Annotated in this window: 14 protein-coding genes; 10 read left to right on the forward strand and 4 right to left on the reverse strand. The window is 65.7% G+C overall.

The genetic code is table 11. The features are described 5' to 3' along the window. Position 1: 1 nt before the first annotated feature. The gene (locus tag Q8Z05_RS12115) at positions 2-1,480 is read left to right on the forward strand and encodes a sugar porter family MFS transporter (protein WP_305939884.1); all 1,479 of its coding nucleotides are present in this window, start codon (positions 2-4) and stop codon (positions 1,478-1,480) included. 60 nt (positions 1,481-1,540) lie between these two features. Here the strand turns inward: Q8Z05_RS12115 and Q8Z05_RS12120 are convergent, their stop codons facing one another. Further along, positions 1,541-1,990: a MarR family winged helix-turn-helix transcriptional regulator gene (locus tag Q8Z05_RS12120; RefSeq protein ID WP_305939885.1), complete on the reverse strand. Its 450-nt coding sequence runs from the start codon at positions 1,988-1,990 to the stop codon at positions 1,541-1,543. 165 nt (positions 1,991-2,155) lie between these two features. Between Q8Z05_RS12120 and Q8Z05_RS12125 the strand changes: the two genes are divergently transcribed. The 7 genes from Q8Z05_RS12125 to Q8Z05_RS12155 all read left to right on the forward strand — a co-directional run bounded on the left by Q8Z05_RS12125 (position 2,156) and on the right by Q8Z05_RS12155 (position 9,686). Beyond that, the gene (locus Q8Z05_RS12125; RefSeq protein ID WP_305939886.1) at positions 2,156-3,385 is read left to right on the forward strand and encodes an MFS transporter; all 1,230 of its coding nucleotides are present in this window, start codon (positions 2,156-2,158) and stop codon (positions 3,383-3,385) included. Positions 3,386-3,591: 206 nt separating this feature from the next. Beyond that, entirely contained in the window at positions 3,592-4,587 is a 996-nt protein-coding gene (locus tag Q8Z05_RS12130; RefSeq protein WP_305939887.1) for a substrate-binding domain-containing protein, read from the forward strand. Positions 4,588-4,658: 71 nt separating this feature from the next. After that, on the forward strand, positions 4,659-5,708 hold the full coding sequence (locus Q8Z05_RS12135) for an ABC transporter permease (protein ID WP_305939888.1): 1,050 nt from the start codon (positions 4,659-4,661) through the stop codon (positions 5,706-5,708). A gap of 13 nt (positions 5,709-5,721) precedes the next feature. After that, positions 5,722-6,642: an ATP-binding cassette domain-containing protein gene (locus Q8Z05_RS12140; protein ID WP_305939889.1), complete on the forward strand. Its 921-nt coding sequence runs from the start codon at positions 5,722-5,724 to the stop codon at positions 6,640-6,642. A 118-nt stretch (positions 6,643-6,760) separates the two neighbouring features. Then, complete coding sequence (locus Q8Z05_RS12145; protein WP_305939890.1) at positions 6,761-7,870, forward strand: Gfo/Idh/MocA family oxidoreductase; 1,110 nt, start codon at positions 6,761-6,763, stop codon at positions 7,868-7,870. Beyond that, a complete protein-coding gene (locus Q8Z05_RS12150) occupies positions 7,870-8,655 on the forward strand; it encodes a TIM barrel protein (RefSeq protein ID WP_305939891.1) in 786 nt (261 codons plus the stop codon). The genes Q8Z05_RS12145 and Q8Z05_RS12150 overlap by 1 nt, the downstream gene beginning before the upstream one ends. Beyond that, positions 8,652-9,686: a Gfo/Idh/MocA family oxidoreductase gene (locus Q8Z05_RS12155; protein WP_305939892.1), complete on the forward strand. Its 1,035-nt coding sequence runs from the start codon at positions 8,652-8,654 to the stop codon at positions 9,684-9,686. The genes Q8Z05_RS12150 and Q8Z05_RS12155 overlap by 4 nt, the downstream gene beginning before the upstream one ends. A 91-nt stretch (positions 9,687-9,777) precedes the next feature. Here the strand turns inward: Q8Z05_RS12155 and iolB are convergent, their stop codons facing one another. The 3 genes from iolB to Q8Z05_RS12170 are packed head-to-tail and all read right to left on the reverse strand — an operon-like array spanning position 9,778 to position 12,367. After that, complete coding sequence (gene iolB / locus Q8Z05_RS12160; RefSeq protein WP_305939893.1) at positions 9,778-10,686, reverse strand: 5-deoxy-glucuronate isomerase; 909 nt, start codon at positions 10,684-10,686, stop codon at positions 9,778-9,780. Positions 10,687-10,739: 53 nt separating this feature from the next. Continuing rightward, the gene (locus Q8Z05_RS12165) at positions 10,740-11,480 is read right to left on the reverse strand and encodes a GntR family transcriptional regulator (protein WP_305939894.1); all 741 of its coding nucleotides are present in this window, start codon (positions 11,478-11,480) and stop codon (positions 10,740-10,742) included. A 53-nt stretch (positions 11,481-11,533) separates the two neighbouring features. Continuing rightward, complete coding sequence (locus tag Q8Z05_RS12170) at positions 11,534-12,367, reverse strand: gamma-glutamyl-gamma-aminobutyrate hydrolase family protein (RefSeq protein WP_305939895.1); 834 nt, start codon at positions 12,365-12,367, stop codon at positions 11,534-11,536. 39 nt (positions 12,368-12,406) lie between these two features. Between Q8Z05_RS12170 and Q8Z05_RS12175 the strand changes: the two genes are divergently transcribed. Together Q8Z05_RS12175 and Q8Z05_RS12180 are read left to right on the forward strand one after the other, a co-directional pair. Continuing rightward, positions 12,407-12,895 carry a polyketide cyclase / dehydrase and lipid transport gene (locus Q8Z05_RS12175; protein ID WP_305939896.1) on the forward strand — a complete coding sequence of 163 codons (489 nt, stop codon included), beginning with the start codon at positions 12,407-12,409 and terminating at the stop codon, positions 12,893-12,895. 48 nt (positions 12,896-12,943) lie between these two features. Then, on the forward strand, positions 12,944-13,651 hold the full coding sequence (locus Q8Z05_RS12180) for a FadR/GntR family transcriptional regulator (protein WP_305939897.1): 708 nt from the start codon (positions 12,944-12,946) through the stop codon (positions 13,649-13,651). The last annotated feature ends 16 nt before the right edge of the window (positions 13,652-13,667 follow it).

The raw sequence follows: 13,667 nt of genomic DNA on the forward strand, positions 1-13,667 counted from the left end.
TATGAAGCAAACAGAAAAGACGCTTTCCGATAGTTCGACCCAGTCCCTGGCCGGTCCGGCAGCTTCTGCGACGGCAGTTCCCAATCCCAAGGGGTTCATGCGGCGGGTGGCCCTGTTCTCGACGTTCGGCGGCCTGCTCTTCGGCTACGACACCGGTGTCATCAACGGTGCCCTGCCGTTCATGCAGCGGGACCTCGGGCTGACGCCGCTGACTGAAGGGCTGGTCACGTCCACCCTGCTGTTCGGCGCGGCGTTCGGCGCCATCACCGCAGGCCGCCTGTCCGACCGTTTTGGCCGCCGCAGGACCATCATGGCGCTGGCCCTCGTTTTCGCGTTCTCGACCGTTGCCTGTTCCCTCGCACCGACCACTGAGCTGCTGGTGCTGGCCCGCACGGTGCTGGGCCTGGCGGTGGGAGGGGCGTCCGTGATCGTCCCTGTGTACCTGGCGGAAATGTCGCCGGCAGCCCAGCGCGGGCGGATCGTCACCCAGAACGAGCTCATGATCGTCACGGGCCAGTTCCTGGCGTTCACGTTCAACGCCGTCCTGGGCAACGCCTTCCCGGAGGCGTCCCACGTGTGGCGCTGGATGCTGGTCATCGCGACGCTGCCGGCCGTCGTGCTCTGGTTCGGCATGCTGGTCCTTCCCGAAAGCCCCCGCTGGCTGGCATCGGCCGGACGCTTCGGCGAAGTCCTCGACGTGCTGCGCAAGACCCGTGCGTCGGCCGACGTCTCCACGGAATTCGATGAAGTGCGGCAGGCGGCCCGGGAAGACTACCAGTCCAAGCTCGGAACGTTCCGGGACCTCACGGTGCCATGGATCCGCCGGATCTTCGTGGTGGGCCTGGGCATGGCGGTGATCAACCAGATCAGCGGCGTCAACGCCATCATGTATTACGGCACCTCGATCCTCTCCAGCTCAGGCTTCGGGGACCAGGGCGCCCTGCTCGCCAACGTGGTCAACGGCGTTACGTCCGTGGTCGCTGTCATCATCGGCATGTCGCTGATGACCAGGGTGCGCCGGAAGTCCATGCTGATCGTGGGCCTGGCGGGCACGGCGTCGTCGCTGCTGGCGATCGGCCTGATTTCGATGCTGATCCCGGAAAGCACGCTCCGCGGCTACCTGGTGCTGCTGTTCATGGTGACGTTCCTGGCGTCCATGCAGTCCTGCATCGGCACGGTGACGTGGCTGACCATGTCCGAGATCTTCCCGCTGCATGTCCGGGGCATCGGCATGGGCATCTGCGTGTTCGTGCTGTGGATGATCAACTTCCTGATCGGGTTCTTCTTCCCCCAGATGGTGGCCGGGATTGGCGTTTCAACGACGTTCTTCATCTTCGTGGCCATCCAGCTGGCAGCCATCGTGTGGGTGAAGCGGGTGGTGCCGGAAACCAAGGACAAGAGCCTTGAGGACCTGGAGCACTACTTCAAGAGCGTTGCGGCCAAGGATGCTGAAGTCAGGGATGCAGCACTAGTCAAGTAAGCACCACGACAGGAAAGCCCCGCGGGCGAGCTTCGGCGCGCCGCGGGGCTTCTTGTGTTTCTACGCGTGCGCGTGCAGCCTGGGCAGCGCGTCCACCAGCGGGGCCAGTTCGGGGATCTCCTGCGCTTCGGCGAGGGCCCGTTCCAGCGTGGCGTCGTGGGCGGGCCGTGCCTCGTCGAGCAGCCTGATGCCGTTCTCCGTCAGTTCCGTGTAAATGCCGCGGCGGTCATCCGCGCACAGGATGCGCGTGAGCAGGCCGCGGTCCTCGAGCCTGTTGACCAGCCGCGTGGTGGCGCTGGCGCTCAGCGCGGTAGCGCGGGCCAACTGCTGCATGCGCATGTGCCAGCCGTCCTGCCGGCTCAGGGCGTCGAGCACGGTGTACTCGACGACGGACAACTGGGCTTCGGCCTGCAGGGAGCGTTCCAGCTCGGACTCGATCAGGCCGTGCAAGGCGGCGAGGGTCCGCCACCCCTGCGCGCGGACTTCAACGGCGTCGTCCCTGATGCCCATCGTGTACTTCCCTTCGAATCGCGTACCCCGCGGATATGAAACAGGGCACAACAAATAATAGTTGCTTGCGCGTTGTATCTGCTTGTGCAACAATAAATAACGCGTCTGCAACTAATAGCTTACGCGCCCTACCCCATTCCGTACAGTCTTTGAAGGAGCTTTGCCATGCCCATTGGCCTGTTAGCCCTCGCCCTCGGCGGGTTCGGAATCGGACTCACCGAGTTCGTGATCATGGGCCTGCTGCCCGAGGTTGCTGCCGACTTCCGCGTCAGCGAGGCCGCGGCCGGCTGGCTGATCTCCGGCTATGCCCTGGCCGTCGTCGTCGGTGCCCTGCTGCTCACCGCGGCGGTGACGCGCTTCGAGCGCAAGCCGGTGCTTGCCGTCCTGCTGGTGCTGTTCATCGCCGGCAACCTGGTATCGGCCACCGCCCCCGACTATTCGATGATGATGATCGGCCGGATCGTGGCTGCCCTTTCACATGGTGCGTTCTTCGGCATCGGGGCCGTGGTGGCCGCGGATATGGTGGCGCCCACCAAGAAAGCCGGCGCGATTGCCATCATGTTCACCGGCCTCACGGCGGCCAATGTTCTCGGTGTCCCCTTTGGCACCATGCTCGGTCAGGCAGCCGGCTGGCGGGCCACCTTCTGGGCCATCACGGGCATCGGCGTCCTTGCCCTGATCGGCATCCTGACGCTGGTGCCCAGGGCTGGTCATGGTGACGCCGACGCCCAGGCATCCTCCGGCGGGCTCCGCGGTGAACTGCGCGCCTTCCGGTCCGGCCAGGTCTGGCTCTCGATCCTTGTGACCGTCCTCGGCTACGGCGGCATGTTCGGTGCCTTCACCTACATCGCCTTCACCCTCACCGAGGTCACCGGGTTTGCGGCCTCCACCGTGCCCTGGCTCCTGATCCTCTTCGGTGTGGGGCTGTTCATTGGCAACACCTTGGGCGGGAAGGCAGCGGACCGCAACGTGGACCGCACGCTGCTGGTTGTCCTTGCTGCACTGGTGGTGATCCTGGTGGCATTCGCCCTGACGGCCGGCAACCAGCTCCTCACCATCGCCTCCCTCGTCCTGATGGGCGGCTTCGGCTTCGCCACCGTCCCTGGCCTGCAGATGCGGGTGATGAAGTACGCCAGCAGCGCCCCCACCCTGGCCTCCGGCGCCAACATCGGCGCCTTCAATGTCGGCAACGCCCTCGGCGCCTGGCTCGGCGGCGTGACCATCACTGCAGGGCTCGGCTACACCTCGCCGATCTGGGCCGGCGCGGCAATCACCCTCCTTGGCCTCGGCGTCATGGCCTTCGCCGCTGCCAAGGCCAAGCGGCATGGCGGAGAGCGTACGACGGCGGCAGGCTCCCCCTTCGCCGTGACCGAGGCGCCCGCCGTGGTCGGCTAACGCCGGCCTGATTGAAATGCCGGGGATGGTGGCTAAGGCCGTCATCCCCGGCATTTTTTGGGCCATCAAAGGTGATTTCAAGTAAAAACATCCTAATGTCAGGACAAACTATTGACTTTAGTGAGGTGAATCACCATGATCGAGGTAGACAGTGCTCCGGCGGCTGCAGAGTGGCAGCCCGGAAACTGAGATCAAAGGAGATTAAGGTGGCTAACTTTTCTTGGCGCAAGGCGGCTTTGATTGCGGCAGTAGTGCCGATGATGGCGCTGAGCGCGTGTTCCAGCAGCGGCGGCAGGCCCACCGAGGCCGGCGGCGGCGCAGGCGGCGGCCAGGTCGCCACAACGGACCGGATCAAGATCGCCCTCATCACCCACGCTGCAGCCGGCGACACGTTCTGGGACATCGTCCGCAAGGGGGCGGAGGAAGCTGCCGCCAAGGACAACGTGGAGCTGCTTTACACCTCGGATCCGGAAGGCGGCCGCCAGGCCCAGCTGATAGAGCAGGCCGTGGACCAGAAAGTGGACGGCATCGCCGTCACACTTGCCAAGCCCGACGCCTTGAAGGACGCCCTGAAGAAGGCAACCGACGCCGGCATCCCCGTAGTCAGCCTCAACGCCGGTGAATCCGTTTCATCACAGCTTGGCGCTTTTACGCACTTCGGCTCGAACGAGCAGCTCGCCGGCCAGGCGGTAGGCGAGAAACTGGCTTCGCAGAACTTCAAACACCCCATCTGCATCATCCAGGAACAGGGCCACGTTGGCCTCGAGGCCCGTTGCGCGGGTGTCAAGGCGAAGGTTGCCGGCACGGAGATCCTCTACGTCAACGGCCGCGACATGACGGAAGTTGCTTCCACCATCACGGCCAAACTGCAGGCTACCAAGGAGGCCGACGCCATCATCGGCCTCGGCGCCCCCATCACCCTGACGGCCCTTAAGTCCATCACGGACTCCGGTAGCTCCGCGAAGGCCGCGTCGTTCGACATGAATGCCGACCTCGCCCAGAAGATCGTTGACGGAACCGTCCTGTTCACCGTGGACCAGCAGCCCTGGCTGCAGGGTTACGGCTCCATCGACGCCCTGTGGCAGTACAACCGCGGCGGCTTCGAGCTCGGCGGCGGCCAGCCTGTCCTCACCGGCCCCACCGTCGTGGACAAGGAATCCGCCGCCGATGTCCTCAAATTCGCCCAGCAGGGCGTCCGCTAACCAGCAGGCATCCCCGGCAGCGGGAGGCCGGGTTCCGGTCCTCCCGCCGCCGGACCAACAAGGAGTTTTCCATGACACAGACGTTAGCCAAGCCGGCACCGCTGGCGCCGGATGAGCGGGTCGGCCGCCGCAGTCCGTTCCAAAAGCTGCTGGGGCGGCCCGAAGTCGGCGCCCTGGTGGGTGCCATTGTCCTGTTCGTTTTCTTCTCAGTCGTTTCCTCAACCTTTATCCAGCCGAGCTCGTTCGCCACTGTGCTGTACGGCTCCTCCACCATCGGCATCATGGCTGTGGGTGTTTCCCTGCTCATGATCGGTGGCGAGTTCGACCTTTCCACCGGTGTTGCCGTCATCAGCTCGGCCCTGACCGCCTCCATGTTCGCGTGGTACTTCTCACTCAACGTCTGGGTGGGTGTGGCCCTGGCCCTGGTGGTCTCACTCGGCATCGGTTTCGTCAACGGCTGGATCCTGGTGAAGACCAAGCTGCCCAGCTTCATCGTCACCCTGGCCACCTTCCTGATGCTGACCGGCCTGAACCTTGCACTTACCCGGATGATCTCCAACGGTGTCTCCTCACCCTCGATCGCCCAAATGGACGGCTTTGCCTCAGCGCGCGCCGTCTTCGCCTCGTCGGTGAACATCGCCGGCGTGGAAGTGAAGATCACCGTGTTCTTCTGGATCATCCTCGTGGCGGTGGCCTCCTGGGTGCTGCTGCGTACCAAGGTGGGCAACTGGATCTTCGCCTCCGGCGGCGACGCCAACGCCGCCCGTGCCGTGGGTGTGCCGGTCACCAAGACCAAGATCGGTCTGTTCATGGCCGTGGGCTTCTGCGGCTGGGTCCTGGGCATGCACAACCTTTTCGCCTTCGACTCCGTGCAGTCCGGCGAAGGCGTGGGCAACGAATTCCTCTACATCATCGCCGCTGTCATCGGCGGCTGCCTCCTCACCGGCGGGTACGGCTCGGCCGTGGGCGGCGCGATCGGCGCCTTCATCTTCGGCATGGCCAACAAGGGCATCGTCTACGCGCAGTGGAACCCGGACTGGTTCAAGTTCTTCCTCGGCCTGATGCTGCTGCTGGCCACCATCGTCAACCTGATCGTCAAGCGCCGAGCAGAGCTCAAGTAAAGGGGCCGGAGAAATGAATGCCAAACAGATCGACCAGAAGACGCTCCTCCAGAACGAAACCGATCCGCTGACCCACACCCCGGTGCACCTGCTCTCGCTGGACAAGGTCGGCAAGCACTACGGCAACATCGTCGCGCTCACCGATGTGACCATGGCCGTGGACAACGGCCGCGTCACCTGCGTCCTTGGCGACAACGGCGCCGGCAAGTCAACGCTGATCAAGATCATCGCAGGCCTGCATCAGCACGACGAGGGCGTCCTGAAGGTCATGGGCGAGGAGCGGAAGTTCACCTCCCCGCGCGACGCCCTCGACGTCGGCATTGCCACGGTGTACCAGGACCTCGCCGTGGTGCCGCTGATGCCCATCTGGCGGAACTTCTTCCTCGGCTCCGAACTGACCTCCGGCTTCGGCCCGTTCAAGAGCCTGGATGTCCAGAAGATGAAGGACATCACCAAGCATGAACTCGCCGAGATGGGCATCGACCTCCGCGACGTGGAGCAGCCGATCGGCCAGCTCTCGGGCGGTGAACGCCAGTGTGTCGCCATTGCCCGTGCCGTCTACTTCGGCGCCAAGGTGTTGATCCTCGACGAGCCGACGGCGGCCCTCGGCGTGAAGCAGTCCGGCGTGGTGCTGCGCTACATCCTGCAGGCCCGCGACCGCGGCCTGGGCGTCATCTTCATCACCCACAACCCGCACCACGCCTTCCCCGTCGGTGACCGGTTCCTGCTGCTCAAGCGCGGCAAGTCGATCGGCTACTACGAAAAGAAGGACATCACCCTCGACGAGCTCACCGCCCAGATGGCCGGCGGTGCCGAGCTCGCCGAACTCGCCCACGAACTCGAACAGATCGGCGGCCACGGCGACGTCGTCAAGGAAGTCAAGGGCGAAGTGGCAGACGTGGCGCAGACCACCGGCAAGGCCTACAGCAGCTGACGCCGCGAATGGAGCAGGGTCAGCCCGCGCCGGGCCCTGCCCTGCTCCGCGATGCTGTTGGCACCGTTACGACCTGGGCGGCTCCGCGAGCCGTCACACCCATCGAAAGGACCATCCCTTGGCCTACATCACCCAAAACCCCGCCGGAGTCCCGGCCCCGGTGCGGATCGGACTCATCGGCTCCGGCTGGATGGGAGCGTTCCATGCCGAGAGCATCGCCCGCCGCGTGCCGGGCGCCGTCCTTGCAGCCATCGCCGACCCGAACGTTGAAGCTGCGGAGGCGTTGGCCCGTTCCCTGGGCACAGCCAAAGTGACCCCCAACGCCGAGGACATCCTGGCGGACCCGGAGATCGACGCGGTGATCATCGCGAGCCCGGTCAGGTTCCATTCCTCCTTCATCGCGCAGGCGGCTGCCGCCGGAAAACACATCTTTTGCGAGAAGCCGGCCGGTCAGGGACTTGAGGAGCTGGACGGCGCCCTCGCTGCAGTGGATGCGGCCGGCGTACACTTCCAGATCGGGTTCAACCGCCGGTATGCGGAGGATTTCCAGGCTGCCAAGAAAGACCTTGCAGCCGGCGTCGCCGGAACACCGCAGCTCCTGCGTTCGCTGACCCGGGACCCCGGGAACGGGAGCATCCCCAACGCCGCCCGGGTTCCGGCGTGGACGATCTTCCTCGAAACCCTCATCCACGACTTCGACACCCTCAACTGGTTCAATGAAGGCGCTGAGCCCGTGGAGGTCTATGCTGTTGCGGACGCACTGGTGGAGCCCGGCCTGCGGGACCAAGGCTTCCTGGACACGGCAGTGGTGACCATCCGCTACAGCAACGGAGCCATTGCCGTAGCGGAAGCCAACTTCAGCGCGCTGTACGGCTACGACATCCGCGGCGAGGTCTTCGGCTCCAAGGGAATGGTCCAGGCGGGCCGCGCCACGGAAACCGCTGCCCGCCGCTACACCGCCGAAGGCATGTCCGCCGATACACCGAGGCTCAATGTTGAACTCTTCCGGCAGGCCTACACGGACGAACTGGCCGACTTCGCCGACGTGGTGCGTGCACAGCGCGACGGCGTGCCGTCGTCATCGTCCGACGTGACCCTCACCCCCGGCGCCGCCGACGCCAGGCGGGCGCTGGCCATGGCGCTGGCCTGCATCGAGTCAGTCAAGCAGGGCGCCCCGGTGGCAGTCGCAGGGCTGGCAGCAGCATCTGGCAGCAAGGCCGGGGCCTGATGCGGCTGGCAGTCTGCGCCGAAATGGTCTTTACGGACCTTCCGTTCGTGGAACGCGTGCGCCGCCTCCACGAGGCCGGTTTTGATGTGGAGCTGTGGGATTCGCGGAGCAAGGACATCAACGCGCTCAAGGCCACCGGAGCGGTGTTTTCCTCCATGACGGGATACATCTCAGGCAGCCTGGTGGATCCGGACACGGCCGATGACGTGGTGCGGACGGCCGAGTCGCTGATCCCGACGGCCTTGGAGCTGGGTGTCAGCCGCATGGTGGTGCACCCGGCGGAGCTAATCGACGGCCATGCTGCGCGTCCGGTATACCGGTCCACAGGCCAGATGTGGATCACCGGTGCCCGGACCATGGAACGGCTGGGGAAGCTCGGCGAGAAACACGGGGTGACCTTCTGCCTCGAAAACCTCAACACCATCCTGGACCACCCAGGCATCCCGCTGGCCCGCGGCAAGGACACCCTGGCCCTCGTGGAGGCTGCCGGGCACCCCCACGCCAAACTGATGCTGGATCTGTACCATGCACAGCTGGGGGAGGGGAACCTCATCGAGCTGGTGCGGACGGCACTGCCGTATATCGGCGAGATCCAGGTGGCGGATGTCCCGGGCCGCTGTGAACCCGGGACCGGGGAGATCAACTATTCTGCGGTGGCCCGGGCGCTCGCCGATGCCGGCTACGAAGGCACCGTTGGCATGGAAGCCTGGGCCAAGGGTGACAGTGCCGCGGCGCTGGATGCCTTCCGGACGGCATTTACCGTTGATGCGCAGGAGAAACCATGAAGGATGTCATTCTGGGCCTCGTCGGAGTCGGGCGGATCGGCGTCATGCACGCCAACAACATCGCCGCGCTGAACGGGGTGCTCAATCCGGAAGGCATCAATGTCCGTCTCCGGCTCACGGACGTGGCCGCAGACCACGCGCGGACCGTCGCGGCCGGACTCGGCGCCGAATTCCTGCCGTCGGTGGAAGCGCTTCTGGACTCCGGGCTGGACGGACTGGTCATTGCCACCGGCACGGCAACCCACCCGGAACTGATCAGGGCAGGTGTGGATGCCGGGATCCCGGTTTTCTGCGAGAAACCGGTGGCCCTGAACGTGGCGGACGCAATGCCGGTGCTGGATTACATCCGGGACAGGCAGGGTGTGGTGCAGATCGGCCATCAGCGCCGCTTCGACGCCGGCTACCTGGAAGCCCGGCGGGCCTACCAGGCGGGCGAACTGGGCTGGATCCACTCGCTCCGGGCCGTCACCTGCGACATGGCACCGCCGCCCGTGGAGTTCCTGGCCAGCTCCGGCGGCCTCTTCCGGGACTGCTCCGTCCATGATTTCGACATCCTGCGATGGCTCACCGGCCGGGAAATCGTCGAGGTGTACGCCAGGGGCTCCAACAACGGCGACCCCGCCATCGGCGAGGTGGGGGACGTTGACACGGCCCTTGCGCTGGTGACGTTCGACGACGGTACGGTGGGGACCGTCTCCGCCTCCCGGTACAACGGGGCCGGGCATGACGTCCGGCTTGAAATCCAGGGTTCGCGCCGTTCGCTGATGGTGGGGCTGGATGACAAAACGGCGATGGCATCCGCCGAAGCCGGCGTCGGTTTCCCCTCGGGCGAGCCGCACAGGACCTTCGCCGAACGGTTCGACCAGGCGTACCGCTCCGAGATGGAAGCCTTCGTGGAGCTCATCCTGGGCCGCCGGGATAACCCGTGCACCCCGGAAGACGCCGTGGCTGCATCCCGCGTTGCGGACGCCGCCCAGGAATCCCTGGCCACCGGTGTGCCGGTGCGCGTGGCCCAGAAAGTGGCCCGCTAAACCCCGTTCCAAAACGCCGCCCACCGGCAACGACGAAGCCCCTGACCATCGGTCAGGGGCTTCTGGCGTGCTGCCGGGTAGCGGAGACTGCCTACGCTCCGAACGGCAGCCTCGGGTCCACGTCCTGGCCTTCCCACGTCTGGCGGATCCAGCCGTGGTGAGGGTCATCGCTGATGAGCCAGTCCCGCACGGGTCCGGGCCCGGCCATCACGTTCAGGTAGTACAGGTCGTAGCCCGGGGCTGCCATCGCCGGCCCGTGCCAGCCGTAGGGAACCAGCACGACGTCGCCGGTGCGGACCTCGGCCGAGACGTCGATGGGCCGCTCGTCAGAGGCGTACACGCGCTGGTAGCCGATGGCGTCACTTTGCGCTCCGGAACCGGCCGCGGCCGCCGGGCCGTCCGGTGCCACACGGGTCTCGAAGTAGTAGATTTCCTCGAGGCTGGTTTCGCCGTCCTTTTCCTCGTCATGCTTGTGCGGGGGGTAGGAGGACCAGTTGCCTGCCGGGGTGATGACTTCGCAAACGATGAAACGGTCCGCTTCCAGCGCCGCGGGGGTGCCGAAGTTGTGGACCTGGCGGGAGCAGTTGCCGGCACCCCGCAGTTCCACGGGGGTCTCGGCGGCCGTCACGAGCCGGGTGGGGTAGGAGGTCTTCGCCGGTGCCGTGGCCACCGCAACCCTGCCGCCGTCGGCCGAGCTGATGGTGACGGCCTTGTCCGTGCCGGTGTACAGGACGTCGCTGGGGCCGTGGAAGACGCTGGCCCTGCCGGCCAGCCTGTAGTCCTGACCGTCAACGGTGGCGGTGAAGGAACCGTTGAGCGGAACCACAATGCGTTCCTCGCCGGCGGCAGGAAGTTCGACGGCGGCGCCCGCCGCCAGCGTCGCGACCTTGAGCCCGGTGTGGGCCCAGCCGTCCACCTCGACGGCGGAGTCTGAAGTTCCCAGGGAGACGTCCCACTTGCCGTCGGCAGCGGAACCCAGCGGATATACCCAGTTGGCCATAGATTTTGTTCTTTCGTTTAAGTGCTTGCTGCCGCAGCGGTTAGCGCTGGCGCCTAACGCTGGACAAGGGTCATTTCAAAGCTGTACGAGTCGCCGCGGTAGACGTGGTGGCCGGTCTCAACCATGCGTCCGGTGTCGTCCACGGCGGTGCGTTCCATGGTCACCAGCGCCAGGCCGGGCTCGGTGTCCAGCAGCGGAGCCTGGTAGTCGTTGGCCACCATGGCGCCGATGCGCTGCGAGGCCAGCCGGAAATTCACGCCGCCGTTGCGCAGGATCGCGTACAGGCCCTGGGCGGCGAGCTGGGCTTCGTCGATCGGGGTGATGTCGTCCCGGACCCAGTTTTCCATCAGGGCCAGCGGCTTGCCGCCCACCTTGCGCAGCCTGGTGAAGTGGTAGACCTTGGCGCCGGCGGGAAGCTGGAGGGCTTCACGGGTGGCGGCATCGGCCTCGATATGGGAAAAGCTGAGCACCTCGGTGGTGGGCTTGCTCCCGTTATTGGTGAGGTCGTCGTAGAGGCTCGAGAGCTCCAGCGGCCTGCGGACCTGGCTGGAAACCACCTGGGTCCCCACGCCGCGCTTGCGCACCAGGAGGCCTGAGCGCACCAGTTCGTCCATGGCCTTGCGCATGGTGGGCCGGGACAGGTTGAGCTGTGCCGCGAGGTCGATTTCGTTGTCCAGCCGGCTGCCCGGGGGGAGTAGTCCGGTGTGGATGGCGGACTCGATGCCCTGGACCACCTGGTGGTAGAGGGGCACCGGTGAAGAGCGGTCGATGCTGAGATTAAGTTGATTCGCCACTGAGCGCTCCCTTGTGCTCCGCGAGCTCCGGGGTGCCGGTGAGCCCGCGTATGTCAGCGTATGTTCTCTTGATAGGACATACTGCCTTTTTGACGATAATAGCAGGCCTCCACGAACGCCCGAAAGGGTGCCACGCGTTCATCGGCCGGGAGCTCCAGGACTTCGGGATGCCATTGAACGGACGCCACCCAGCGTGCGGGGTCCTCCAGTGCTTCCACCGTGCCGTCGCCGGCAACGGCCGTCACCATGAGTCCGTCGGCAACCCGGGCAACGGCCTGGTGATGGCCGGAGGCGATCTTGACCGTGAGCCCTTCCGGAGTCCCTGCCGCGCCGTAGAGGAGGCCCACCTTGGAACCGGGAATGATGTCCACGTCGTGCCAGGCCCACGGTCCCTCGCCCGGGGCCGGCTGGTGGTGCGTTACGGGACCGGCTGCCATGTCCTGCACCAGCGTTCCGCCATAGAGGACGTTAAGGAGCTGGTGTCCGCGGCAGATCCCGAGCAGCGGCAGGCCTTCCTCGATGGCCCCCCGCGCCACAGCCAGGTCCAGTGCGTCCTGCGCAGGATTGACGTCGTAGCACTGCGGGCCCTGCTTCTCGCCGTAGAGGCGGGGGTCCAGGTCTCCGCCGCCGGGAAGGACGACGCCGTCGAGCGCCTTGAGCGTTTCGGCCAGCCGGCCGCCGTCGGAATCCGTCGTGCCTGAACCTTGGGCGTCGGACCCGTCAGTGAGGAGCACCGGCTCCCCGCCGCCGTCGCGGACCAGGTCCACAATGTAGCCGAACAGCTCATTGGCTTCCCCGACCCGCGGGTCGGGGTCCCGGGAGCTGCTGAGGCGGACGGGAATTCCGATTCGGGGGCGTTCCTGAGCGGGCAGGGGAGGAATGCGCATGACTCATTCTGCAACAGCACAAACGGTTAGGCTTGCCGGATGAACAGTAGATACCTTGTGTCCCGCCAGCGTTTCATCGCGGCAGGCCCCGAGGCCATTTTCGAGGTCCTTGCAACCCCCGCCCTGCACAGCGTAATTGACGGGTCGGACACCGTGAAATCGGCGCAGCCGCGGGGCCCGGAGCGGCTGTCCGCCGGCGCCAGGTTCGGCATGGAGATGAACATCATGGTGGATTACAAGATCCTCAATACGGTCTGCGAGTTCGAGGAAGGCAGGCGCATCGCCTGGCGGCACTTCTTCGGCCACGTCTGGCGCTACGTGCTGGAACCCTCCACCGACGCCGCGGGAAATCCTGGCACGATGGTCACGGAAGAGTGGGACGCCCGGTACGTCCGCGGGAAGTCCCTGCTCCGGCTGGCCGGCTACCTGCGCCGCCATCCCGCCAATTTGGAGGCCACCCTGGCGAAGCTTGACCAGTATGTCGCCGGTTCGGGCCGCGATGCTGATCCGGGACGCATTCGACAGTAATGTTGAAGGGACCCGCAGCAAGGGGCAAGACCGACGGCAGGAGCCAGGATGGGCCGCAGGACACTCGTTGACGACCTCGTCGACGGCCTGCTCAATGACATCCTCGACGGCAAGCTGAAGCCGCACGATGCCATCCCGCCTGAAGCCGACATCGCGAAAGCCTACGACGTCAGCAGGCTGACCGTCCGCGAGGCACTCAAGGCGCTGAGGGCGCAAAACATCCTTTACGTGAAAAGCGGCCGCGGAACCTTCGTCAATCCTTCGGACAACTGGACCGGGCTGGATGCGATCTTCAAGGCTGCCTCCCACGGCAACGGCGCGGACCAGGTGTCCGTGGGGCTGATCGAGATGCGGCGCATGGTGGAAACCGGCGCGGCTTCCCTGGCTGCCAAGCGGCATACCCCCGAGCACGCGGAACAGATGCGGGAGTGCATCGCGGACATGAAGCGTTTCCACGAGTCCGGGGACCTGGACCGCTTTGTGGAGGCTGACATCGCCTTCCATGACGCCGTGCTGAAGGCCTCCGGCAACCCGTTTGTCCGTGCCCTGTTCGCGCAGCTGGGTCAGTTGCTCTACATGACCCGGCGGGAAACCTCGGCCGTGCCCGAGATCCAGCTGCACGCCATCGAGTATCACCAGAAGGTCATGGACAGCATCCTCAGCGGCGATGCGGAACTGTCCCGGCGCGCCATGGACGACCACATGGACCAGACCTACCGCGACTACGAGCGCTACGTCCACCACTCCCAGCCCTGACGCACGGCTTGGGCGC

It is taken from the genome of Arthrobacter oryzae (genome assembly GCF_030718995.1).
GTDB lineage: Bacteria > Actinomycetota > Actinomycetes > Actinomycetales > Micrococcaceae > Arthrobacter > Arthrobacter oryzae_C.